Below are 24568 nucleotides of genomic sequence, written 5' to 3' on the forward strand. Positions count from 1 at the left end.
TCCGGGTTCAGGAGCGGACGGGCGCCTGCGCGCGCCCCTTCCACTGCCCGCCGCGCCGCAGGTAGTAGCGGCGCGCCGAGTCAAGCGTGGCGCCCAGGTAGAACAGCGCGGTCAGCGGCAGCAGCGGGGCCAGCCACGCCGGCTGGCGGTACTCGCGCAGCATCGGGCGGTAGCTGACGGCCATCAGCATCCACGCCAGCCAGGCCGGCCATGCCGCCGCGCCGCCTGCCAGCGCCAATACCGGCGGGGCGAGGTAGGTCAGGACCATGCCCAGCGTGGCGCCCAGCAGCATCCATGGCGAATAGTGAAGCTGGGTGTAGGCGCTGCGGGCGATCATGTTCCACAGGCTCTCCCAGTCGTCGTAGGGACGCAGCGAAATACTGTCGTCGGCGAGGTCCAGCCGGATCGATCCGCCCGCCTTGATGCGGGCCGCCAGGCTGCAATCGTCGATCAACTCGCCGCGAATGGCGGCGAAACCGCCGATCCGGGCCAATGCCGAACGCCGGGCCAGCATGCAGCCGCCGGCGGCGCCCGCCACCTTGCTGCGCGGATCGGCCACGCTGCGGAACGGATAGAGTTTGGCGAAGTAGAAGACAAAAGCCGGCACGATCAGGCGCTCCCACCACGATTCGCACCGCAGCCGCACCATCAGCGAGGTCAGGTCGCGCTGCTCGTGTTCGGCGCGGGCAACCAGTTCGGTGACCGTGTTCGGTCCATGCCAGATATCGGCATCGGTCAGGAACACGAAGCCGGCGTCGGGCATCTGGCGGTCGGCCTCGGCCAGCCCTTCGGACTGCGCCCAGACCTTGCCGCTCCAGCCCGGAGGCAGGTCGCGGGCGCCGATCACGGTCAGCGCATCGGCCTTGCCGAGCGCCACCGCCGCCGCGCGGGCGATGTCGGCGGTGCCATCGGTGCTGTGGTCGTCCACCACCACAAGGTGCAGCCGGCCCGCGTATCGCTGGCCCAGCACGCCGGTCACGGCACGGGCGATCACGTCGGCTTCGTCGCGGGCGGGGATCACGCCAATCACGGGCGGCCAGGCGGCCGGCGCCGGCGAGGGGGCGGGTTTGCGCACCTGCCAGAAGCCGGCGCGCGCAAACACCAGCACGCACCAGACCAGCAGGGTCAGCAGGGAACATCCAAATAGCAGCATCTTGGCTTTTCGAGAGGAATGGCGTGGGGGCGCCAGCGTGGCGGCGCGCGGCAGCCATTGTAGCCAGCAGGCGCACCGCGCGCTGCGCGGCTGTCCGTTGCGGCGCGCAAATGAAACCGGCGGGCCTTTTCGGGGCCCGCCGGGTGGTGGTACGCAGTTGCCGCTACCGGATGCGCTGCTCGTGCACCGGAGGCGCCGGGCGGCGGGGAAAATCCTGGCCAATGTCCGGGAAGACATCGCACTCGCCACGCACGATGTTCTCGATCGTGGCGCAGATTCCCTCGGTGCCGCGCGGCCCCACGCAGACCAGGCTGCGCGGATGCTCGGCATGGGCCGGAATGGCATAGACGCGCATGCCCTCGCGGTAGAGGGGATGGCGGGTCAGCCGCTCGTTCAGGATTTCCACAAAGCGGCTGGGGCTTACGGTCGGCTTGTCCATCGCTTGTCTCCTTCTGAGTTATCAGCCTAAGACGCACCGACGCCCGGTTCAAGGGTCGAAGCAGCGCTTCAAGCGCTCATTGGGCCGCATTTGGGCCACATTGCGGCCCAATGTCACGCAATCTCACCGATTTCACGGGCGTGTCACAGCCTGTGGTCAATGGGTCAGCCGGCTTGCACCCATGTCGGTGGCCGCGCGCTGTCCGTCGAGCATGCTGTTGCCCGCCGCCCAGCAGGCGGCCTCGGCCTCGGCATGCGAGGCGTAGTCGCCATGGGCCTCGATCGTGCTGTCGCAGTCGGCGCCGCCGCATTTCTCCTCGACCACGATGCGCCATGTATAGCGGCCGGGCGGGTCTTCGAGCACATGCATGACCAGCGTGCGGCGATGGTCGGTCAGGGACATCGGATGGGTCGACATGGCATTTCTCCGAAACGGCCACGGCAGAGGCGGGCCGGTGGACTTCCAACATAGCAAAGCCACAAGCCAATGCCAGTCCCAAATGATGCGGTGCGGCGTCGCCGGCCTTTGCACGGCGCGCGGCGCCTGCTATCGTTTCTGGCCCGCATCGTCGGGTCCACTTTCCACCGCGCCCTCACCGCGAAAACTCATGCTCGCCTCGCCTCCTCTTGCCGAACGGATTACCGCACTGCTGGCGCATTTCGACACGGCCATCCTGCCGGCCTGGACGCAGGCGGGCTGGAACCCGGGCCTGCAACTGGCCCACGAGGCGCTCGACGGCGCCAGCGGCCAGCCGCTGCCCGACAAGCGCTACCGGGCGATGGCGTGCGCGCGGCAGCTCTACGTGTTTGCCACGGCCGGCAACCTGCCGCATGCGGCCACGCTGTTTGCATCGCTGAAGCGCCATTTCGGTGACGGGGCTGGCGGCTGGATCTACAGCATCGACGCCCAGGGTGCGCCGCTCGACAGCACGCGTGATCTCTATACCCACGCGTTCGTGGTGTTCGCCTGCGCGCACTACTACCAGGCCAGCCGCGAGCCCGCTGCACTCGACACCATGCGGCAGACGCTCGCCGTGATCGAAGACCGGTTTGCTGATGGCAACGGGCTCTATCACGCCGCTTTGGCCGAGAACTTCGCGGAAAACGGCAGTGGCGTGCTGCAGAACCCGATCATGCACCTGACCGAAGCCTATCTGGCGGCGCTCGACGCCACGAGCGAGCCGGCCTACGCCGACCGGCTGCGCGCGATTGCGCAGGCCGTGCACGCGGGCTTTGTCGACCCCGGCAACGGCTGCGTGGCGGAACTGCCGCAGGGCACGGCTGGCAACCGCATCGAGCCGGGTCACCAGTTCGAATGGTTCTCGCTGGTCATGATGGCGCCGTCGCTGTTCGGCGGTACGGCGCTGGCATCGGCGCTGCGGCACGCCTATGGCTTCGCGCGCCGGCACGGCGTGGCGGCCCATACGCTTGGCGTCAGCGCCGCGCTGGACGGGCAGGGCGCCATGCTCGATGCCACCGAGCGCATCTGGGCGCAGACCGAGTTTGCCCGGGCGCTGGTGGTGCAGGCGTTGGCCGACAACGACCCGGCGCCGCTGGCCGACTTGGAAGCCTGGATCGACCAGTTCCTTGCCCGCTTTCTCCATGCCGATGGCTGGCACGAGTGCCTGGCGCCCGATGGCGAGGTGGTGCGCGCCGAGATGCCATCGACCACGCCTTATCACCTGCTGACCGCCTGGCAGGCGTTGCGGCTGGTGCTGCCGGGGGCCTGAACGCCTGTCAGCGTCCGTCGCGTCACTCAGCGTCACTCAGCGTCAGTCAGCGTCAGTCAGCGCGCGGCGCGCGCAGGTCGCTCTTGCGAATCAACTGCAGCAGCGTCTCGGCCGGGCGCGTCAGGCGGCGCGCCGCCAGTGTGATGAATTCGACATCTGGCAGGGGCGGCAATACTTCGACATTGACGGGCGGCACGAGGCCGCCGCCGGTCAGGTTCTGCGCCCGTACCGTGATGCCCAGGCCGCCGCGCGCCGCCGCGATGCAGCCCGAATGACTGCTGCTGGTGCAGACGATGCGCCAGCGCCAGCCCGCCGCGGCCAGCGTGTCGAGCACCACCGAGCGGGTCACGCTGGGTTCATTGACCAGGATCACCGGCAGCGGCTGGCCCGCATCGACCACCGTGCCGGGCCGCGCCAGCCATTCGAGCCGGCCGCGAAACAGCGCCACGCCGCGCCGGTCGCCCTCGCGGCGCTTGCCGATGATCAGGTCCAGCGTACCGGCCTCGATCCATTCATAAAGCTTGCTGGTCATCCCGATCGTGATCTCGAGTTCGACGTCGGGGTGCGTGGCGCGGAATGCGGCCAGCAGGTTTGGCAGCGGACCTTGCGCGAGGTCTTCTGAGCAGCCCAGCCGCACGCGTCCCTGCAGGCGCGGGCCGCCGAACTGCTGCTCGGCGCGCGCCAGGCTCTCCAGGATCAGCCGCGCATGCACCAGCAGCGCCTCGCCATCAGGGGTGAGCGCCAGCGAGTGGGTATCGCGCACGAACAGCCGGCGGTTCACGCTCTGTTCCAGGCGGCGGATATGGTCGCTGACCGACGACTGCGAGAGCCCGAGCTGGCGCCCGGCGTCGGTAAAGCTGCGCGCCGTGGCCACCGTGGCGAAGGTCTGGATCCAGACGGGATTGAGCATCGGCGCATTGTCATCGGATTTTCCGATGATAGTCAATCGGTCCTGCGGGGTTCCCGATGGAGCGGCCGGTGCGTACCATGTGGCCATGAATCCGGGATTACCCGGACATGCTTCAGCGATACCTGCCCCATGCCTCACACCCCCGCCGCACCCGCCGCATCCGCCACCTCCGCGCCACCCGACGCCGCCGCCCGGAAAGCCATGCTCTGGATCGTCTTCGCCGGCTTCTTCATGCAGGCGCTGGACACCACCATCCTCAACACCGCGCTGCCGGCGATGGCCCACAGCCTTGGCGAGAAGCCGCTCGACCTCAAGCCCGTGGTGGTGGCCTACACGCTGACCATGGCACTGCTGACGCCGGCCTCGGGCTGGCTGGCGGACCGCTTCGGCACGCGGCGCGTGTATTTCTGCGCGATCCTGATCTTCGTGCTGGGCTCGGTGTTCTGCGCCAGCGCCCAGACCCTCAACCAGCTGATCGTTGCGCGCGTGCTGCAGGGCGTGGGTGGTTCGATGCTGCTGCCGATCGGGCGGCTGGCGGTGCTGCGCAACGTGCCCGGCGAGCAGTACATCGCCGCGCTGGCGTTTGTCTCGGTGGCGGGCCAGGTGGGCCCGATCTTCGGGCCGGTGCTGGGCGGCTGGCTCGTGCAGAGCGCGTCGTGGCACTGGATCTTCCTGATCAACGTGCCGGTGGGGCTGGTGGGGCTGTTCGCGGTGCGCCGCTACCTGCCCGAGGGCGAGACCGGCGCGGCGCCGCCGTTCGACTGGATCGGCTGCGGGCTGCTGTCGCTGTGCATGGTCACGTTCTCGCTGGCGCTCGAACGCGGCACCGTCGATGCCTGGTCGACGCTGCTGCTGGGGGTCAGCGTGGCCAGCGCGCTGCTGTACCTGCCCCATGCGCGGCGGCACCGTACGCCGCTGTTCCGGCTGGCCCTGTTCCGCGAGCCCAACTTCAGCGTGGGGCTGGCGGGCAACCTGATCAGCCGTATCGGCTCGGGCGCGGTGCCGTTCCTGTTGCCGCTGCTGTTCCAGCTGCAACTGGGCTACTCGCCGTTCCACTCGGGGCTGATGCTGCTGCCGGTGGCCATTGCCGGGGCCATCTCCAAGCGCTGGATCGTGCCGCTGGTGAACCGCTTCGGCTACGACACCTTCCTGACGGTCAATACGGTCATCGTCGGCGCGTCGATGGCGTCGTTCGCGGCCATGTCGCCGGGCTGGCCGCTGGCGGCCTCGATCTTCCAGCTTGCCGTCTTCGGCGCGGCCAACTCGATGCAGTTCGCGGCCATGAACAGCGTCACCCTCATGGGTTTGTCACGCGAGGATGCCGGCAGCGGCAACAGCCTGTTCTCGATGGTGCAGATGCTGGCGATCGGACTTGGCGTCACGATCGGCGGCGGGCTGGTCAGCGTGTTCTCTGCGGAGTTCGGCGCGGCAGCGCCGGCTTACCGGCTGGCCTTCCTGACGGTGGGCATCATCACGCTGATGTCCGCGCTGGTGTTCCGCCGGCTGGACGCAGAGCGGCTCAACCCCGGCAGCGTCAAGCGCGCGGCCTAGCCGTCCGATGGCGGCCAGCCGCCCTCGGCCACGAGGCCACTGAACCAGGCGTGCATGGCGGCGTCGTGGGCGGAATATTCGCCACGGGCCGATTTCCAAACCAGCGATGGCGTGCGGTCGCGCAGGCTTTCCAGTGCGGCCTGTACCTTCGGCGCCGTGATGGCCAGGCCGGGGCACTGTGCCCGATAGAACGCCAGCGCCTCGCCATCGTACGGCCGGAAATTCCTCCCCACCTCCAGCACGCGCCACAGCACGGCCCGCTCCAGCGGGCGCAGGCCCAGGAAGTCGGCCCGCATCTGCGCGGCGTCCTGTTCGCGCCGCGCCATCGCCCTGGCCAGGACGCGCCGCTCGAAGCGCTCCCCCTGGTCGGCCTCCAGCGGATTCAGGGCCTCGCCGATGGCCGCATGGAAGAACTGCGGACGCTCGCCAAACAGCTGGAAGGCGTCGAGCAGCGTCTGGTGGTCCACCGGCGCCAGTTCGGGGCGTTGCTCGGCGATCAGCGCGGCGACGTGCTCCACGTAGCGCTTGCCCAGCGTAGGCATCTGGTGGATCGACGACCCGTAGAACGGAGCCTTGTTGGAGTTCACCAGCCGCAGCAGCTTGTCGCGGTCGGAACCGGACATCACCAGCATCAACGCAATCTGCTCGGGCCGGTTCATCTGGTCGCGCGCGGACTTCAGGGCCGCCATGGCCACCTCGCCGGCCTCGCTGGTCAGCGCGTGCTGGGCCTCGTCGATCAGCAGCGCCACCGGCTTGCCCGAAGCCCGGTGCAGCGCTTCCAGCGCAGCCGGCAACGTGGCGCCATCCACCTTGCCTATCTTCGACGCATCGATCCGGAACGTGCCGGCAATCGTCACGCTCTCGACGCGGGCCTTGCGGGCGGCGCGCGCCACCACGCCAAGGTTGTCGGCCAGCGCCTGGGCAATCCCTTCGGCAATCAGGTCGCCGGGGTCGCGCCGCTGATCGGACCAGAGATCGATGTAGATGACGAGGCAGCCGCGGGTGGCCAGGGCAGGGCGCAGGTCGTGCTGCAGGAACATCGACTTGCCGGTGCGCCGCGGGGCGGCCAGGAACAGGCCGTTGTGGGCATCGCCGAAGACGGCCTGGCCCTGAAGCTGGATGGCAATCTGCTCGGCAAGGTCGGGCCGGGTGAAGTACCGCATCGATTTATCCGGAATTATTTCATTCCGGATAATTTATGGAAATCGGGATAAAAGTCAATAAAACGGACCGCGCGCCGCCCTAAAAGTGACGTATTAACTACTTTAAACCCTAGTGGTCCGGATCGACACCGTGCTCGCGCAGCATCCGCTCGCATTCGTCGAGCATGTCGTGCGCAAAGGCGGACTGGTAGTTGGGATCGAGCGCTTCCATCATCTCGTGCGAGGCGTAGAGACCGGCTTCACGAGAGAGGGTGCCGGCCAGTTGGCGTGCCAGTTGGTCGCTGAGGTCGGATAGCTGGCGCCGCTCGGCCAGCGCCAGCTGCAGTTTGGAGCGCGACAGCCAGTTGCCGGCCAGCGTGGCGCCCTGGGCTTCGGTCATCCACTGGCCATGCTCGTAGAACGCCGATAGCCGTTCGGCCATCAGCGCGAACATCAGCGCCTTGCGGGTATTGAAGTCGATGCGGGGCGGAGGCGAGGCGGGAATCATGTGGGAAGGTTCTCAATCGTTGGCGGCGCCATGGTAGCGCAGCCGCCGATCGCGGCGCTCAGGCCAGCCGTTCCCCGAGCCAGCGGCCGATGTCCTGGATCTCTTCCATGCAGACCGAATGTGGCATCCGGTACGTGTGCCAGGCCACGGGCTGGCCCTGCGCGGTCAGGTAGTCCCGTGCACGGGTGCCCAGCGTCAGCGGCACGACTTCGTCCTCGGTGCCGTGGGCGGCGAAGACCGGCGTGCTGGCATTGGCGGGCGCGGCGCTGGCCGCGATCAGCGCGGTGGACGGAATGTACGTGGACAAGGCAATCACGCCAGCCAGCGTGTCGGGATGCGTGAGCGCCGTGGTGTAGGCAATGGCACCGCCCTGCGAGAAGCCGGCCAGCACGATGCGGCTGGTGGCAATGCCGCGCGCGTTCTCACGGGCGATCAGGGCGCGGATTGCTTCGCAGGACTGGCGGATGCCCGCCTCGTCGGCCTGCCGGCCGGCTTCGTCGAGCGAGTAGATGTCGTACCAGGCGGGCATGACGTAGCCGCCGTTGCAGGTGACCGGAATGGCCGGGGCGTGCGGAAAGATGAAGCGGACGGCCGGTGCATCGGGCAGGCCCAGCTCCGGTACCACGGGCACGAAATCGCTGCCGTCGGCGCCCAGGCCATGCATCCAGATGACGGCGTACGCCGGATTCGGCGCGGTTTCGATTTCGATCGCGGGCAGCAGGTTGCTCATGGCCGGTCCTGGAGGGGCAGAAAGGGCGGCCAGTATCGCACAGGCCCCGGGCGGGGCCTGTGGCATCGATGCCTGTCAGTCAGGCCGCATCAGGCGGCGGTGGGAACAATCGTTGCCAGGCCCGGCGCGGAGCGGGTGGGCTGCGGCGCGTGCAGGGTTGGCGTGGACGGTGCCGGGGGCAGGGCAGTGCGCCGGTCGGCCACGCCTTCCACACCCACGGTACCCACTTCCTCGAGGAAGGCGATCATGTTGCGGTAATAATCGACTTGCATCTGCGCTTCCAGCAGGCGGCGTTCTGCCTGGAAAAGCGTCAGCCTCATGTCTTGCAGTTCCTTTTCAGCGATCTTCTCGGGCGTCGGCGGACTGAACAAGTTTGCAAGCGAACGCATGGCATATACCTCCCGGGGCTGTCTACGGCGGTGATTCATTCGGTTGTGTGCGCCATGCGGTCAAATATAGACGATTCGGGGAAAGGTACACGATGGGTCACCATGGACGATGTGGGGTCCCCCACAGGACCGATTGCCGCGCGCGCGCAGGTGAGGTAGATTGACCGCCCATCAGGCCGGGTCTGGCAATGCGCCGCACCCGGCCTTGTCTTTTTTACATTCGCGCGCCCGGCGCTTTTGCCGATTGTGGTCAAAGGTGCCGTTTGCGCCGCAATGCGGCGCGCTGCAGCGCGAATTCTCCCATCGGCAAAAAAACCACATGCCCACTGTCCGGAATGCGGTGGGGCTGGCTGCGTTCCGCACACGCGTTTGAAATCGGTCGCACGACGGGGCGTGGGCCGGAAGCTGGCCGGCGATCCTGGGCCGCTTCAGGCGGGGCGGGTAGAATCTGCCGCGCGCCGTGCCGCGCGCCTCTCACGCCCCCCCAAGCCTCTTCGCCCGCTTCGTGCCTCCGCTCCCCGCCAAACTCGTCCGCCCGCTGTGGCGCCTCGCTTTCCTCGCATGGCTGGCGTGCGTCGTGCTCGGGCTGCCCCACGCGCAGGCGGCGCCGGTCCGCGTGCTCGTGATGACCTCGCAGGGCCACCTGCTGCCAGCGGCCGAAGCCGCGTTCCGCGCGGCGCATGGCGATGGCGTGGCGGCCTTCACGTTCACGGCCGGCGTGCCCGATGCCGCCACGGTGGCGCGTGCCGATGTCATTGCCGCGTGGTTCGTGCCTGCGGGCACGCTGCGGCAGAGCGCGCCCGCCGTGCGGCAGGCGCAGGCCCGTGGCGCGCTGGTGTTTGCCGCGCCGGCGCAGAATGCCGAGGACGCGTGGGGTATCCGCATCGATGCCGCCGCGAATGCGCAACTCCAGCCGTATTGGGACAACGGGGGCGTCGACAACCTGGCCGCGGCGCTGGCGTGGCTCGTGGCGGCCAGCCAGCGTGCCGCAGGAGCGCCGCCCCTCGCGGTGCCGCCGCTGCGTGCCGCGCCTGCGGCCGGCATCTACCATCCCCGCGCGGCGCAGGCGTTCACGTCGCTGGCCGACTACCTGCACTGGTACCGCGCCGCGCGGCAGGTGCCCGCCAATGCGCCACTGGTGGGCATCTCGTTCTATGCCACGAGCTATCGCCAGCGCGACCTCGCCCATATCGATGCGCTGGTCGATGCGCTGGAGCGGCAGGGCATTGGCGCGGTGCCGGTGTTCGGCTGGCCGGTTTCGTCGCTCGACGCGCTGCTGACCGTCGATGGCGCCACGCCGCTGCGCGTCTTGCTGGCGCTGAACCTGACGATTCCGCGCGCCCAGGACAAGGACTGGCTGGCGCGCCACGGGCTGCATGCGATCAACCTCGTCGCCACGCGCGACAGTGCGGCGGCATGGCAGGCCGATGTGCGCGGCATCGCGGGCGAGCGACTGCCGCTGCTGCTGACGGCGCCCGAGCGCAGCGGTGCCACCGAGCCGATCCTGTTCGCCACGCAGGAGCCGCATGACGGCGCCCGCGCCAGTGCCGCGGTGCCCGAGCGGGTGGCGGCGGTGGTGGCCCGCGTCCAACGCTGGATCGCGCTGCAGGACAAGCCCGCCGCGCGCAAGCACGTGGCGGTGCTCTACTACAACAACCCGCCCGGGCGCGGCAACATCGGCGCCAGCTACCTGGCCACGCTGCCCACGCTGACCCAGATCCTCGCGCGGCTGCGCGCCGCCGGCTACGCCACGGGCGACGCCTTGCCCGATACCGCCGCGCTGGCTGCCCTGCTCGATGCGAACGGGCGCAACATCGAAACCTGGTCGCCGGGCGAACTCGACCGCATGGTGCGCGCCGGCCGCGTCAAGCTGGTGCCGATGGCGCAGTACCGGCGCTGGTTCGACGCGTTGCCGCCCACGTTCCGGCAGCAGGTGCTGCGCGCCTGGGGGCCGCCCGAGCGCAACCCGCTGATGCTCGCCCGCGATGCCCACGGCGAGCCCGCGTTCGTGGTGCCGGGGCTGTTCTTCGGCAATGTGTTCGTCGGCCCCCAGCCGCTGCGCTCCACGTTCGCGCGGGCCATGGATGACGCCCACGACACCATCACGCCGCCGCCGCATTCCTACGTGGCCGCCTACCTCTGGTATCGCCACGCGTTCGGTGCCGATGCCGTGATGCACGTGGGCCGCCACGGCACGCTGGAATGGCTGCCCGGCAAGCAGGTGGCCCAGTCTGGCGACGATGCCTCGGAGGTCCTGCTCGGCGACCTGCCGAACGTCTACCTCTACATCCAGGACGGCGGCGGCGAGGCGATTCAGGCCAGGCGCCGCAGTGCCGCCGTGCTGGTCAGCCATCTCTCGCCGCTGCTGGCCAGCGCGGGGCAGCCGCCGGTGCTGGCGGCGCTGGACGAAGCCGTCGAGCAGGCCGAGGCCACGCGCGACAGCGCGCCGGAACTGTCGGCGCAATACCGCAGGCAGGCCATCGCGCAGATGCGCGCGCAGCGGCTCGACCAGCAACTCGGGCTCGACGCCAACGCGCCGTGGGAGCAGGTCGAGCCGGTGCTCCACGCCTTCCTGCACAAGGTCGAGGCCGAGCCGATGCCGCTGGGCATCCACGCGCTTGGCCAGATGCCGGAGGCGGCCGATCAGGCCGATGCGCTGGCGCTGATGCTCGGCGCCCAGGTACGCGCGGCCCCGGCGACGCTGCGCGAGTGGGCCGAGGCGCTGGTGGCCGGCCGCGACCCCGCCGCGCCGGACGAGCCTGCGCGGCGCGCGCTGGCCGCGGGGCGCCAATGGCTGGCGGACCTGCGCGCCTCGCCCGGCGCGGAGGTCGAGGCACTGGTGACGGCGCTGTCCGGCCGCTACCTGCCCACCGGCCCGCTCGGCGACCCCGTGCGCGTGCCGGACAGCCTGCCCACCGGGCGCAACCTCCATGCCTTCGATGGCGCGAAGATCCCGACGCGCGCCGCGTGGGCGCTCGGCAAGACCATGGCCGGGCAGACGCTGGCGCGCTACCGCGACCAGCGCGGACAGTGGCCCGAATCGGTGTCGATGGTGCTCTGGTATGGCGAAACCGAGCGGCACCAGGGCGCCATGGAGGCCGAGGCGCTGTACCTGATGGGCGTCGAGCCGGTCTGGAACGCACGCGGCGACGTGGAGGACGTGCGCCTGATCCCCGACGCCGAACTGGGCCGGCCGCGCGTCAACGTGCTGCTGACCACATCGGGCATCTACCGTGACGGTTTCGGCGACAAGATCGCCCTGCTCGACAAGGCCGCGCGGCTGGCCGCCGCTGCCGGAGAAAATGCAATTAGCCGCCAGGATCGGGCCGTGACAGCGGAGTTGGTCCGGCAGGGCGTGGCCCCCGACGCCGCCAGCAGGCTGGCGCGGGCACGCGTGTTCGCCGCGAAGCCCGGCAACTACGCAATCGGCGTGCAGCAGATGGTGGAGCAGAGCCGCGACGCACAGGGCGCGCCCGATGCCGTGGCTCGCCAGTACCTGCGCTACATGAACTTCGCGTACTCCGCCGAAGGGTGGGGCGAGACGGCGCCCGCCGCGCTGGCCAGCCACCTGAAATCGAACCAGGCGGTGCTGTTCTCGCGCACGAGCACGCTCTACGGGGCGCTCGACAATGACGACACCTACCAGTACGCCGGCGGCCTGACCGCCGCCACCCGCGCGGTCACCGGCAGTGCGCCGCCGCTCTGGCTGCACAACCTGCGCCGCGCCGGCGATACCCAGACCGTCGATGCCCGCACATGGCTCGCCACCGAACTCAACGCCCGCCAGTGGAACCCGAAATGGCTCGCGGCGATGCAACGGTCCGGCTATGCCGGCGCCCGCGAGATGTACCGGGAGGTGGAGCACCTGTACGGGTTCCAGGCCACCGTGCCGGAGCAGACGCCGGGTGCCTTCTGGCAGCGCACCTACGATGTCTACGTGGCCGACAAGCTCGGCCTCGGCATGCGCGCCTTCTTCCGCGACGCCAATCCGCACGCCCGGCAGGGCATTCTGGCGCGCCTGCTCGAAGTGGACCGGCAGGGCAGCTACCGCTTCACCGACGCCGAACGCCGCGCGCTGCTGCGCCAGTACGCGGAAAGCGTGCGGCGCGACGGGTTGTCGTGCACGGCCAATACCTGTGGCAACCCGGCGCTGATGGCGCATATCGCACGCAGCGGCCGGGCCGCCGGCGTGGACCTGAAGGCCGTGGGCCGCGCGCTGGCGGATGCGGTGGTGGCGCCGGGACGAGGAGCGCCGGAGGTGCGGGCGGAGAGGCCGGAGCAAGGTCTGCCGCCGCCGGCTCCGGCCCCCCAGCCGTCGCAGACGGTAACCGGGCAGCGGCTGACGCCACGCGCACAACCGAGCGGTCCGGCCCACACCAGCCACGCGTGGCTGGCGGCGGCGCTGGCGCTGCTGGCGGTCGGGTCCGGGGCATGGGTGGCGTGGCGGCGACGGACGTAGGAGCCCTTGGTCGTTGCTCCCTCTCCTGCTTGCGGGAGAGGGGCCGGGGAGAGGGCCAGGCGGTTCAAATTGCCACAAGTCGGCAAGCGGACCCTCCAGCCCTCACAACCCCCCCAAATGGACAGCCATCCCCAACCCCCGTATCCTGATCGCCTTCGCAAAACCACCTGCCATCCGCATGCAAACCACCAAGATTCCGGCCACCGTCGTCACGGGCTTTCTCGGTAGCGGCAAGACCACCTTGCTGCGCCATATCCTGGAAAACGCCAACGGCCGCCGCATCGCGGTCATCGTCAACGAGTTCGGCGAACTCGGCATCGACGGGGAGATCCTGAAGGGCTGCGGCATCGGCTGCGACGACGCCGGCGAGCCCACCGGACAGCTTTACGAACTGGCCAACGGCTGCCTGTGCTGCACGGTGCAGGAGGAGTTCTACCCGGTCATGGAGCAACTGCTGGAGCGGCGCCACCAGATCGACCATGTGCTGATCGAAACCTCGGGCCTGGCGCTGCCGAAACCGCTGGTGCAGGCGTTCCACTGGCCGAGCATCCGCAACGCGTTCACGGTGGACGCCGTGGTGACCGTGGTCGACGGTCCGGCCGCCGCCGCCGGCCAGTTCGCCGCGAATCCTGTGGCGGTCGACGCGCAGCGGCGCGCCGACCCCAATCTCGATCACGAATCGCCGCTGCACGAGCTGTTCGAGGATCAGCTGGCCAGCGCGGACCTCGTGATCCTGAACAAGACGGACCTGATGGACGCCGCGCAGATCGCCGCCGTCGAGGCGCTGGTGCGCCCGGAGATCCCGGCCGAGGTCAAGATCGTGCCCGCACAGGCCGGCAGGCTCGACGTCTCGACGCTGCTGGGCCTGCAGCGCGCCTCAGAAGAAACCATCCACCTGCGCGCCGACCATCACGGCAGCGACGACCCCGACCACGCCGATCACCATCACGACGAGTTCGACTCGGTGGTGGTGCAGGCCGGCACCGTCGAGCGCGACGCGCTGGTGGCCGCGCTGCAGAAGCTCGTGGCGGACCACACGATCTACCGCGTCAAGGGTTTCGCCACGCTGCCGGGCAAGGCCATGCGGCTGGTGCTGCACGGCGTGGGCCAGCGCTTCGACAGCTACTTCGACCGTCCGTGGCGCGCCGGGGAGTTTCAGGGCACGCGGGTGGTGCTGATCGGGCAGGATCTGGACGGCGCCACGCTGCAGGCGGCGCTGGACGCGGCGCTGGGCTGATCGATGCACCTGCTGTCGACCCGGCCGGGCGGCTTCGTCGAGGACGCCTCGGTCGTACTGCGCATCGAGCAGACGCCGGGCGACATCGTGGTGCTCAGCGCGGCCGACACCACGCTGGCCTTGCTGGCCGGCGCCGTGCCCGGCCTCGGCAGTGGTTTTCCGAGCGTGCGGCTGGCCAACCAGATGTACCTGCGCCAGCCGGCGTCGCTCGACCTGTATATCGACGAAGTGCTGCGGCATGCGCGCGTGGTGGTGGTCGATCACCTGGGCGGCGAGAGCGACTGGGCGTACGGGCTGGAACGCCTGCCCGAACTCGCCCGCGCCCGGGGCCAGTTGCTGGTGGTGTTCTCGGGCGATCTGGCCGAGGACGACAACCTTGCGCGGCGCGGCAATGCCCCGGCCGAGCTGTCGCACCAGCTCTGGCGCTATCTGCGCGAGGGCGGCGCGGCCAACGCCGGACAGTTCTTCCGCTGTCTCGCGGACCACGCCTTTCCCGATCTGTCCGCCGGCACCGAACCGGCCCTGCCGCCGCAGGTGGTGCCGCAGGCCGCGCTCTATCACCGCGCCCACGGCGTGGCGACGGTGCAGGACTGGCAACGCGAATGGGCCGCACGCGGGCTCGATGGCGCGCCCGTGGTGCCGTTGCTGTTCTACCGCTCGCACCTGCAGGCCGGCAACACCGACGTGTTCGACGCCGTGGCCGACGCGCTGCTCGACGCGGGCCTGTGTCCGCTGCCGCTGGCGGTCAGCTCGCTCAAGGAGCCGCTGTGCCGCGAGGTGCTGCAGCGGCTGTGCGATGACCTGCCCGTCGCGCTCGTGCTCAACACCACGGCCTTTGCCGTGGCGTCGCTGGACAGCGCGGGCGAGGCCGACGCGCCGCTGGCCGGCGACGCCCCGGTGCTGCAGGTGATCCTGAGCGGCGGCAACCGCGAGGACTGGCTGGCCGACGCGCAGGGCCTGAGCACGCGCGACGTGGCCATGCACGTGGCGCTGCCCGAGGTCGACGGCCGCATCATCACGCGCGCCATCAGCTTCAAGGGGCTGGCGTGGCGCTGCCCGCACACGCAGGTCGACGTGGTGCGCTACCAGCCCGATCCGGAGCGGGTGCGCTTTGTGGTCGAACTGGCGCGGCGCTGGTGCCGGCTGCGCACGCTGCCCGCCGCCCAAAAGCGCGTGGCGCTGATCCTGGCCAACTATCCGGCCAGCGAGGGCCGCATCGGCAACGGGGTGGGGCTCGACACTCCGGCTTCGGTCGTGCGCATCCTGCAACGGCTGGGCGAGGAGGGCTTTGCCCTCGGCCCGCTGCCGGCCGATGGCGACGCGCTGCTGCGCGGCCTGACGCGCGGCGTGACCAACGACCTCGGCCAGCACGCGTGGCGCCCGGCGTTCCAGAGCCTGTCCATGGCCGACTACCTGTCGTGGTTCGACCAACTGCCGCAGGCCAGCCGCGACGCGATTGCCGCGCGCTGGGGCGCGCCCGAGGCCGACCCGATGGTGCGCGATGGCCGCTTCATGATCGCGGGCGTGCGCACCGGCAACGTCTTCGTCGGCATCCAGCCGGCGCGTGCCTACGGCGTGGACGGCCACGCGAGCTACCACGACGCGGAGCTGGTGCCGCCGCACGGCTACCTCGCGTTCTATTTCTGGCTGCGCCACGTGTTCGGCATCGACGCCGTGGTGCACGTGGGCAAGCACGGCAATCTGGAATGGCTGCCCGGCAAGAGCGTGGCGCTGGCGGCCAGTTGCTGGCCCGACGCCATCCTGGGGCCGACACCGCATCTCTACCCCTTCATCGTCAACGATCCCGGCGAGGGCGCGCAGGCCAAGCGCCGCGCGCAGGCCGTGATCGTCGACCACCTGATGCCACCGCTGACGCGTGCCGAAAACTACGGGCCGCTGCAGGACCTGGAGCGCCAGGTGGACGAGTACTACGAGGCGCTGACCGTCGATCCGCGCCGGGCGAAGCTGTTGCGCCGCGAGATCCTGCAGTCCATCGTCGGCCAGCAACTGCATCGGGAACTGGGGCTCGACGCGCCGGCAAGCAACGACGACGAGGACGCGCTGCTGAACCGCACCGACGCATGGCTGTGCGAGCTCAAGGAGTCGCAGATCCGTGACGGCCTGCACGTGTTCGGCGAGTCCCCCACGGGCCGGCAGCGCCGCGACACGCTGGCGGCGCTGGCGCGCTTTCCGGTCGGAGACGGGGCCGATGGCAGGGCCGGGCTGCTGGGGGCGCTTGCGGCCGATCTGTCGCTGGGCTTCGATCCGCTCGACGCCGACTGGGCCGCCCCGTGGACCGGCCCGCGTCCCGCCGTGCTGGCCGAACTCGACAGCGGCCCGTGGCGGCACTGCGGCGATACGCGCGAGCGGCTGGAATTGCTGGCGTTGCGGCTGCTCGATGACGACGCGGCGCCGCCGGCCATGCCGCAGGCCGCCGCCGTGCTTGCGCGGCTGCGCGGCGAGGTGGCGCCGCGCCTGGACGCGTGCGGCCCGCAGGAACTGGCCCAACTGGCCCACGGCCTGGATGGCCGCTTCGTGCCGCCCGGCCCGAGCGGCGCGCCATCGCGCGGGCGGCCCGACGTACTGCCCACCGGGCGCAATTTCTACTCGGTCGATACGCGCGCCGTGCCGACCCGCACCGCGTGGACGCTGGGGCTGCGCTCGGCCAGCCAACTGATCGAGCGGCACCTGCAGGAGCATGGCGAGTATCCGCGGGCCGTGGGCCTGTCTGTCTGGGGCACGGCCACGATGCGCACCGGCGGCGACGATATCGCGCAGGCCATGGCGCTGCTCGGCGTGCGGCCCAAGTGGGCGCCCGGCAGCCACCGCGTGGTGGATTTCGAGATCCTGCCGATGGCGATCTTCGACCGCCCGCGCGTGGACGTGACGCTGCGCGTGTCGGGGTTCTTCCGCGACGCGTTCGCCAACCTCGTGGCGCTGTTCGACGCCGCCGTGCGCGCCGTGGCCGCCCTTGACGAGCCGGCGGACGTGAATCCGGTCCGCGCCCGCGTGCTGGCCGAGCAGCAGGCGCTGGAGGCGCAGGGCGTGCCGCCCGGGGCCGCGCAGGACCGGGCGTGCTGGCGCGTGTTCGGCGCCCGGCCCGGCGACTATGGCACCGGCCTGCAGGCGTTGATCGACGGCCGGCACTGGCAGACCGACGCGGACCTGGCGCGGGCCTATCTGGACGCGGGCGGCTTCGCCTACGGGCAGCGGCTCGATGGCGTACAGGCGCACGAGACGTTCGCGGCACGGTTGGCCGGCATCGACGCCGTGGTGCAGAACCAGGACAACCGCGAGCACGATATCCTCGACGCCAACGACTACTACCAGTTCCAGGGCGGCATGGTGGCCGCCGTGCGCCACCTTGGCGGCGCCCAGCCGGCCATCTACCACGGCGACCACGCCAACCCGGCCGCGCCGCGCGTGCGCACGCTCGGCGAGGAAATCGCCCGGGTGATCCGCACCCGCGTGGTGAACCCGAAATGGATCGACGGCGTACGCCGGCACGGCTACAAGGGCGCCTTCGAGATGGCCGCGACGGTGGACTACCTGTTTGGCTACGACGCCACGGCGCGCGTGGTGGGCGACCACCAGTACGCGCTGGTGGCCGACGCCTATGTGCACGACGCCGCCAACCGCGACTTTCTGGCCCGGCACAACCCACGTGCGCTGCAAGGCATCTGCGAGCGCCTGCTGGAAGCGATGGAGCGCGGCCTGTGGCAGGCGCCCGGCGACCACCGGGCGCGCATCGAACATCATCTGCTCGACAACGAACAGCGTCTGGAAGGACAGTCATGAAGGACCAGCCCATGCGCCCGATTTTCCCGTTCAGTGCCCTGGTGGGGCAGGACACGCTGCAACTGGCGCTGCTGCTGGCGGCCGTCGATCCCGCCATCGGCGGCGTGCTGGTGACCGGCCCGCGCGGCACGGCCAAGTCCACGGCGGCGCGCGCGCTGGCCGAACTGCTGCCGCACGGCCAGTTCGTGACGCTGCCGCTCGGGGCCAGCGAGGAACAGCTGACCGGCACGCTCGATCTCTCCCACGTCCTGCAGCAGGGCGAGGTGCGCTTCCGGCCGGGGCTGCTGGCGCGCGCCCACGATGGCGTGCTCTACGTGGATGAGGTGAACCTGCTGCCCGACCCGCTGGTGGACCAGTTGCTCGACGTGGCGGCCAGCGGCGTGAACGTGGTGGAGCGCGATGGCGTCTCGCACGAGCATGCGGCGCGGTTCGTGCTGGTGGGCACGATGAACCCGGAGGAGGGCGAACTGCGCCCCCAGTTGCTGGACCGCTTCGGGCTGGCGCTGGCACTGGACAACTACGGCGATGCCGCCGCGCGGCAGGCCATCGTGCGGGCGCGGCTCGCCTTCGATACCGATCCGGCGGCCTTCCGCGCGGCCGTGGCGGCGCGGCAGCAGGCGCTGGCCGCGCAGGTGGTGCGGGCCCGTGCGGCGTTGCCCGGCCTGCCGTTCGGCGGCGAAGTCCACGATCACGTCAGCGCGCTGTGCCTGGCGGCCCACGTAGATGGCGTGCGCGCCGACCTCGTCATGCTCCGGGCCGCTCGGGCGCTGGCGGCATGGCGCGGCGCCGATGACATCACGCCGGGCCATGTCGACGAGGTGGCCGAACTCGTGCTGTACCACCGTCGCCATGCCGGCGCGCCGCCGCAGCCGTCGCCGCAGCCGTCGCCGCAGCCGTCGCCGCAGCCGCCCCAACCGCAGCAGGCGGGCAACGATGGCCCGGCAGAAGCCTCGGCGCCGGCAGACCCGTGGGGCGCGCTGCCGCCGCCCCAGCCGGGGGTGACCGACGTCAAGCCGCTCAAGCCGTTTGCCGGGGGCCACGCCCCAAAAAAAGCCTGAGCCACCGGCGCGCGCCCGAGCCGGAACGGTCGGGCGGCATCCGGTGGCAGGCCGCGCGCCCGGTTTCGGCCCGCAGCGCCCCGCGCGGCGTGGCATCGGGCACGTGCGTCCACTGGCCCCGCACACTGGCGGCCCGTGGCACCGCGCCGCTCGATCCGTCCCATCTGCGCTTCCGCCGCACCGACCCGCGCGGCGGCGTGCTGCATTGCGTGGTGCTGGACTGCTCCGGCTCGATGGCGCATGGCGAGCCGCTGGCGCTGGCCAAGGGCGTGCTGCTCCGGCTGCTGGAACGCGCCTACCAGACCCGCGCCGAGGTGGCGCTGGTCTGCTTCGCCGCCGGCCACGCCGAGGTGCGTCTGGCCCCGTCACGCGCCCGGCGCTGGAACGATGACTGGGTCCGCCCGATCACCGGGGGCGGCGGCACGCCGCTGGCGCTCGGCCTGGCCCGCGCCGATCAGCTACTGGCCCGGCAAGCGCGCCAGCGCCCCGGCCAGCAGCGCTGGCTCTGGCTGCTGACCGATGGCCGCAGCACCGAATCGCCACCCCGCCCGGCATGGGCCGATCACGTGGTGGTGGTGGACGTGGAGCGGAACCCGGTGCCGCTGGGCCGCTGCCGGCATCTGGCGGACGGGTGGGGCACCGAGTACCGCAGCGCCGAAGCCGCCATCGCGGACCCGCGCTTGCCCTAAAGTTCTCCTTGCGCCCGGCCGTTAGCCCATCGATACCCCGGACAAACGCGGGAAAACGAGGAGCGGAAGGCATCATGGCTTGGGACAACTTGAGTATGCGCACCCGATTGGGGGCGGCTTTTGGCGTAAATGTGGTGCTGGTGGCCGTGTTGACGACGCTGGCACTGGGCCAGGTGGCCGATGGCGGTACGCGGGGGTGGATCTGGGGGATCGGGCTGGCCGTGCCGGTGCTGAGCCTGGTGTTCTGGTTCCGGCTCGTGGGCGCCATCGAGGTGCCGCTCAAGGAGGCGGAATTCATCGCCGAGACCGTGGCGGCCGGCGACCTGAGCAAGGATTTCGAGACCGAGCGCGGCGGCGATTTCGGCCGGCTGCTGGGCGGGCTGGGCGAGATGGAGGACATGCTGACCGAACTGGTGACGCGCATCAAGGCGGCCAGCGACTCGATCTCGTCGGCCTCGCAGCAGATCGCCGTGGGCAACACCGATCTCTCGCAGCGCACCGAGGAGCAGGCGGCCACGCTGGAGCAGACCGCGTCGAGCATGGGCGAACTGACGGCCATGGTGAAGCAGAACACCGAGCGCGCCCGGGCGGCCAACGGGCTGGCCGATGCGGCGTCGGGCATCGCCGAGCGCGGCGGCACGATCGTCAGCGATGTGGTGACCACCATGGACGCCATCAGCGCCAGCTCGCGCAAGGTCACGGACATCATTGCCGTGATCGAGGGGATTGCGTTCCAGACCAATATCCTGGCGCTCAACGCCGCCGTGGAAGCGGCGCGCGCCGGCGAGCAGGGGCGCGGCTTTGCCGTGGTGGCCGGCGAGGTGCGCACGCTGGCCCAGCGCAGCGCGGCCGCCGCGAAGGAAATCAACGTGCTGATCAGCGATTCGGCGCGGCAGGTGGAAAGCGGCTCGGCGCTGGTGGGCCGCGCCGGCCAGACCATGGACGAGATCGTGCAGGCGGTGCGCCGCGTGACCCAGATCCTCGGCGAGATCGCCGCGGCGTCCGAACATCAGAGCGAAGGCATCGCGCAGGTCAACGTGGCCGTCACGCAGATGGACGACGTGACGCAGCAGAACGCGGCGCTGGTGGAGGAGGCGGCGGCCGCCTCGTCCGCGCTGGCCGATCAGGCCCAGGCATTGCAGAAGGTGGTGGGCGAGTTCAGGCTCTGAGCGCCCGGCAGGCCGGCGTCAGAGCTTGCCGGTGGCCAGCCATTGCGCCACCGGCGCCCAGAAGGTCTTCATGAAGGCCGCCTCGATGGCCGCGTTGTGCGGCAGTTGCTCGAACACCACCAGCCGGCTCGGGCCCGGTATGGCGCGGGCCAGGTGCTGCATGTGGTGAAACGGAATCGTGGCGTCGAGCCGGCTGTGTACCAGCATCACCGGCAGCCGCAGCTTGCGCACGCGGGCGATGTTGTTCCACGGATCGGGCAGCGCCCAGGCTACCCAGCGCGATACCAGCCCCTTGGCCACGGCGGCGGCGCGGGCCGAAGAAAACCCCGCACCCACGATCACGCCATCGGGCTGCGGCTGCAGCGAGCCCACCACGTCGAGCATCACGCCGCTGCCCAGCGAATATCCCATCACGTAATGGCGTGCGGCCGCCGATGACGCCTCGCGGAACTGCAGGTACGCCGCCAGCGCGTCCTCGCGCAGCCGGCGCACGCTGGGCGTGCCGGTGCTGCTGCCATAGCCGCTGTAGTCGAACACGAAGGAACTGATGCCCGCGCCGTGCAGCAGGGCCTGCACGGGCGCCCAGTCGGCTAGGCACTCGTCGTTGCCGTGAAACACCGCCAGCGCGGGCGCTGCCGGGTCGGGGGCGGGTACCCACGACGCCTGCAGCGTGCGGTCGCCGCTGTGGAACGTGAACTGGCGCGAGGCCACGCCGAGGTCGTCGGGCGTCAGCGATCCGACCGGGCAGGGCTCGAACGCATCGCGCTCCACGGCCCGGTACAGCAGCAGGCGGCCAAAGGACGCGGCGGCCGCCAGCCCGGCCAGCCCGAACGCGCCCGCCAGCCAGTGCCAGCCGGGGCGGCGGGTCTCGGAAACGGGGGGCAGCGGGGGTGTCATGTGATAACCGTAGCACTTGGCGACGGAAAGAAAAGGGTGCGGGCGCCCGCGCCGACGCCGGTATCCCTGAAATCGTCTGCCAAATCAGTCAGTTACCTGCGAGATAGCTGGCCTCAATCCACTCCATAGAAATCTTTTTCGTAGTTCTACGAAAATTCGCCTTGCTTATCTATCTATAGGTAGATAGTATTCAGGCCATGGACAGCGACGCAGCGGCCGGAACGAGACAGAAACGGAACGGCGCAGCGGCAAAATCCACGCAACACCAGCCAGCACTAACCGGAGGCGGTCTTTTTTTTAGCCCTGGTCCTCTACCTAGCAGTAGATAGTAATGGGTGGCCAGGACCAAAAAACAGACCGCTCGATTGCAGCACAGACCCAGCCGGCCGATCCGACCACAACCAGGATCGAACGGCTACGCAAGGAGAGCATCATGAACGCCAAGACCATCCTGACCGCCGCCGCCCTCGCCGCCGCTTTCGTGACGGGCGCCGCCCAGGCCGCACAACCCCAGGGCGATGCCTACGGCTACGCCTACCGCGTCAACGATCAGCGCAGCGCCTTCACGGACGGTGCCCGGATCGGCAACCGCGACGTGTTCACCGACGGTGCCCGCATCGGCAACCGCGATGCCTTCACGGACGGTGCACGCATCAGCAACCGCGACGGCCTGACCGCCAGCCTGTCGAACCGCGACGTGTTCACCGACGGTGCCCGTATCGGCAACCGCGATGCCTTCACGGACGGCGCCCGCATCAGCAACCGCGACGGCCTGACCGCCAGCCTGACGCACCGCGACGTGTTCACGGACGGTGCCCGCATCGGCAACCGCGATGCCTTCACGGACGGTGCCCGCATCAGCAACCGCGACGGCCTGACCGCCGGCCTGACGCACCGCGACGTGTACACGGACGGCGCCCGCGGCAACGGCCCCCGCAACCCGTACTACGACGGTGGCCGCTCGGTTGACCCGTACACCGACGGCGCCCTGGCCTGAGCCCCGGCCCCTGTTTGCAAACTTCGCCATGACCTGGCGTTGACTCCGGTACAGACGGGCATCCCACAAGGATGCACGTCTGTTTTTTTAGGCGAACTACGATGAAAACCTGGCTTGGCAACGATGCCCTGATCCTGGGCGGCTGGCTGGCGCTGTGTGCCGCCAGTGGTGCGGCCATCACGCTGGCGGTGCAGGGCGTGGTCTAGGCGGCGCAGCCATTGACTCCGGGAAATTCCCGGTTGAGTATCTATCTTCGTGTAGATAAAGTACCCACCATGAAAACGCAACCTGTCCGCGAGCAACTGCTCGAACATACGCTGGTCCTGATCCGCAGCCGCGGCTTCAATGGCTTCAGCTATCGTGACCTGGCCGAGCTGGTGGGGGTCAAGACCTCCAGCATCCACTATTACTTTCCGTCCAAGGACGATCTCGTGCTCGAAGCGGTGCGCGAGTACAGCCGGCGCATCTCCGAGCGCCTGGGCGGCATCGATGCCAGCCTGCCGGTGCTCGAACAGGCCCGCCAGTACCTGGACCCGCTGCGCCAGACCTGTGGCTCGGGCCAGATCTGCCTGGCCGGCATGCTGTCCACCGAGATCCTGAGCCTGCCCGAATCGGTGCACCATGTGCTCAAGGACTTCTATCACATCAACGAGACCTGGCTGACCCGGCTGCTCGAACGCGGGCAGCAGGAGCGCGAGACGCCGTACCCGGTACCGCCCGCCATGCTCGCCCAAGTGATTTATGGATCGCTTCAAAGCGGCCTGATCGCCGCGCGGCTGTTCGGCACGCAGGATCGCCTGGAAGCCGCCGCCGAGACGCTGCTCGGGGCGCTGTGCAACCAGCGCGCCAAGGCGTTGATGGATTCGCAGATCACCTGCGGCTCGCTGTAACGCTGCGAGTCGGCAGGACAACCGCCGGATGGCCCCTGGGCCTCCGGCGGTTTTTTGTTTGTCATGCGCTGCGCACGAACGCGCCCACGGTCTCGCACAGCCAGGCGGGGTCGTCGTGCGGCAGGTCGTGGCCCGCCCACGGATGCCGCGCCAGCCCGAGGTGCGCGGCGTGCCACGCGGCGGCCAGCCGCGCCGAACATTGCGGATCGACCAGGCGATCGACATCGGAGGATACGATCAGCGTCGGGCAGGCCGGCGCCGTGGGTCGCGCGCGGAAACGCGCCGCCGCGAGCAGTTGCCGCCACGCGGCGTCCCGCGTGACCGGGGCGCTCTCGCCGATCTCGACCCAGCGCGCGAGGTCCGCGTCGCGCGTATCGAGCCGTTCGCAGGTCAGCCGGTGGATCGTGCGTTCGCAGCGCGCGCGGTCGTGCCAGTGATGCGCCATACCGGCGATGGCGGCCCAGCTCTGCGGGCGCAGCCGCTGGGTGGGCCGGCTGAACGGGCGCATGCTCGTGTTGACCAGCACCAGTCCGGCCACGTCTTCGGGCCGGGTTTGCGCCCAGTCGGTGGCAACCATCGCCCCCAGCGACATGGCCAGGATATGCCACGGCCCGCGGGTGCCAGAGGCGTGCGCCGCCTGTCGCACCGCATCGGCCATGCCGCGCACCGTGGCCGGTACCGGCTGGGAGCGGGCCTGGCCGTTGCCGGGCAGGTCGATCAGCAGCGGCTGGCCGAGTCCATGGCGCGTCCAGAACACGGGAAGGTCGCCCCAGTGGCGCGATTCGCGGGTCAGGCCGCGCAGGAAGATCCAGTTCGCCATGGC

At 70.0% G+C, this 24568-nt stretch carries 20 protein-coding genes; 10 read left to right on the top strand and 10 right to left on the bottom strand.

The features are described from left to right. Positions 1-7: 7 nt before the first annotated feature. The 3 genes from EV147_RS18635 to EV147_RS18645 form a co-directional block, all read right to left on the bottom strand. Complete coding sequence (locus EV147_RS18635; protein ID WP_198680290.1) at positions 8-1153, bottom strand: glycosyltransferase; 1146 nt, start codon at positions 1151-1153, stop codon at positions 8-10. Positions 1154-1316: 163 nt separating this feature from the next. Further along, entirely contained in the window at positions 1317-1592 is a 276-nt protein-coding gene (locus EV147_RS18640; RefSeq protein WP_130392720.1) for a hypothetical protein, read from the bottom strand. Positions 1593-1748: 156 nt separating this feature from the next. After that, positions 1749-2009 (bottom strand): hypothetical protein, encoded by a 261-nt coding sequence (locus EV147_RS18645; protein WP_130392721.1) that lies wholly within the window; start codon positions 2007-2009, stop codon positions 1749-1751. 190 nt (positions 2010-2199) lie between these two features. Here EV147_RS18645 and EV147_RS18650 point away from each other — a divergent pair, with 190 nt between their 5' ends. Beyond that, on the top strand, positions 2200-3321 hold the full coding sequence (locus EV147_RS18650) for an AGE family epimerase/isomerase (protein ID WP_235844812.1): 1122 nt from the start codon (positions 2200-2202) through the stop codon (positions 3319-3321). 52 nt (positions 3322-3373) lie between these two features. Here the strand turns inward: EV147_RS18650 and EV147_RS18655 are convergent, their stop codons facing one another. Next, a complete protein-coding gene (locus EV147_RS18655; protein WP_130392723.1) occupies positions 3374-4231 on the bottom strand; it encodes a LysR family transcriptional regulator in 858 nt (285 codons plus the stop codon). A 129-nt stretch (positions 4232-4360) separates the two neighbouring features. Between EV147_RS18655 and mdtD the strand changes: the two genes are divergently transcribed. Beyond that, positions 4361-5782 carry a multidrug transporter subunit MdtD gene (mdtD, locus tag EV147_RS18660; RefSeq protein ID WP_130392724.1) on the top strand — a complete coding sequence of 474 codons (1422 nt, stop codon included), beginning with the start codon at positions 4361-4363 and terminating at the stop codon, positions 5780-5782. Here the strand turns inward: mdtD and EV147_RS18665 are convergent. The 4 genes from EV147_RS18665 to EV147_RS18680 form a co-directional block, all read right to left on the bottom strand. Next, the gene (locus EV147_RS18665; protein WP_130392725.1) at positions 5779-6945 is read right to left on the bottom strand and encodes an ATP-binding protein; all 1167 of its coding nucleotides are present in this window, start codon (positions 6943-6945) and stop codon (positions 5779-5781) included. The genes mdtD and EV147_RS18665 overlap by 4 nt on opposite strands. Positions 6946-7054: 109 nt before the next feature. Then, positions 7055-7432, bottom strand: a complete 378-nt coding sequence (locus EV147_RS18670) for a hypothetical protein (RefSeq protein WP_130392726.1) — start codon at positions 7430-7432, stop codon at positions 7055-7057. A gap of 58 nt (positions 7433-7490) precedes the next feature. Beyond that, the gene (locus tag EV147_RS18675) at positions 7491-8162 is read right to left on the bottom strand and encodes an alpha/beta hydrolase (RefSeq protein WP_130392727.1); all 672 of its coding nucleotides are present in this window, start codon (positions 8160-8162) and stop codon (positions 7491-7493) included. An 89-nt stretch (positions 8163-8251) separates the two neighbouring features. Continuing rightward, positions 8252-8551: a hypothetical protein gene (locus EV147_RS18680; RefSeq protein WP_130392728.1), complete on the bottom strand. Its 300-nt coding sequence runs from the start codon at positions 8549-8551 to the stop codon at positions 8252-8254. A 505-nt stretch (positions 8552-9056) separates the two neighbouring features. Here EV147_RS18680 and EV147_RS18685 point away from each other — a divergent pair. The 6 genes from EV147_RS18685 to EV147_RS18710 all read left to right on the top strand — a co-directional run bounded on the left by EV147_RS18685 (position 9057) and on the right by EV147_RS18710 (position 20961). Beyond that, a complete protein-coding gene (locus EV147_RS18685) occupies positions 9057-13010 on the top strand; it encodes a cobaltochelatase subunit CobN (protein WP_130392729.1) in 3954 nt (1317 codons plus the stop codon). A 178-nt stretch (positions 13011-13188) separates the two neighbouring features. After that, entirely contained in the window at positions 13189-14247 is a 1059-nt protein-coding gene (cobW, locus tag EV147_RS18690) for a cobalamin biosynthesis protein CobW (protein WP_130392730.1), read from the top strand. A 3-nt stretch (positions 14248-14250) separates the two neighbouring features. After that, positions 14251-18045 carry a cobaltochelatase subunit CobN gene (gene cobN / locus EV147_RS18695; RefSeq protein WP_130392731.1) on the top strand — a complete coding sequence of 1265 codons (3795 nt, stop codon included), beginning with the start codon at positions 14251-14253 and terminating at the stop codon, positions 18043-18045. Continuing rightward, positions 18042-19103 (top strand): ATP-binding protein, encoded by a 1062-nt coding sequence (locus EV147_RS18700; RefSeq protein WP_130392732.1) that lies wholly within the window; start codon positions 18042-18044, stop codon positions 19101-19103. Before cobN ends, EV147_RS18700 begins: the two co-directional genes overlap by 4 nt. A gap of 89 nt (positions 19104-19192) precedes the next feature. Beyond that, entirely contained in the window at positions 19193-19792 is a 600-nt protein-coding gene (locus EV147_RS18705) for a vWA domain-containing protein (RefSeq protein ID WP_235844813.1), read from the top strand. 95 nt (positions 19793-19887) lie between these two features. Beyond that, positions 19888-20961: a methyl-accepting chemotaxis protein gene (locus tag EV147_RS18710; protein WP_130392733.1), complete on the top strand. Its 1074-nt coding sequence runs from the start codon at positions 19888-19890 to the stop codon at positions 20959-20961. An 18-nt stretch (positions 20962-20979) separates the two neighbouring features. Here EV147_RS18710 and EV147_RS18715 read toward each other — a convergent pair whose 3' ends face one another. Next, complete coding sequence (locus tag EV147_RS18715; RefSeq protein WP_130392734.1) at positions 20980-21858, bottom strand: alpha/beta hydrolase; 879 nt, start codon at positions 21856-21858, stop codon at positions 20980-20982. A gap of 433 nt (positions 21859-22291) precedes the next feature. Here EV147_RS18715 and EV147_RS18720 point away from each other — a divergent pair, with 433 nt between their 5' ends. Both EV147_RS18720 and EV147_RS18725 read left to right on the top strand, forming a co-directional pair. Beyond that, positions 22292-22855, top strand: a complete 564-nt coding sequence (locus tag EV147_RS18720) for a copper resistance protein CopQ (protein ID WP_130392735.1) — start codon at positions 22292-22294, stop codon at positions 22853-22855. 275 nt (positions 22856-23130) lie between these two features. After that, the gene (locus EV147_RS18725) at positions 23131-23745 is read left to right on the top strand and encodes a TetR/AcrR family transcriptional regulator (protein ID WP_130392736.1); all 615 of its coding nucleotides are present in this window, start codon (positions 23131-23133) and stop codon (positions 23743-23745) included. Between the two features lie 61 nt (positions 23746-23806). Here EV147_RS18725 and EV147_RS18730 read toward each other — a convergent pair whose 3' ends face one another. After that, positions 23807-24565 (bottom strand): alpha/beta fold hydrolase, encoded by a 759-nt coding sequence (locus EV147_RS18730; protein ID WP_130392737.1) that lies wholly within the window; start codon positions 24563-24565, stop codon positions 23807-23809. Between the last annotated feature and the right edge of the window lie 3 nt (positions 24566-24568).

The organism is Cupriavidus agavae (assembly GCF_004217045.1).
Taxonomy (GTDB): Bacteria; Pseudomonadota; Gammaproteobacteria; order Burkholderiales; family Burkholderiaceae; genus Cupriavidus; species Cupriavidus agavae.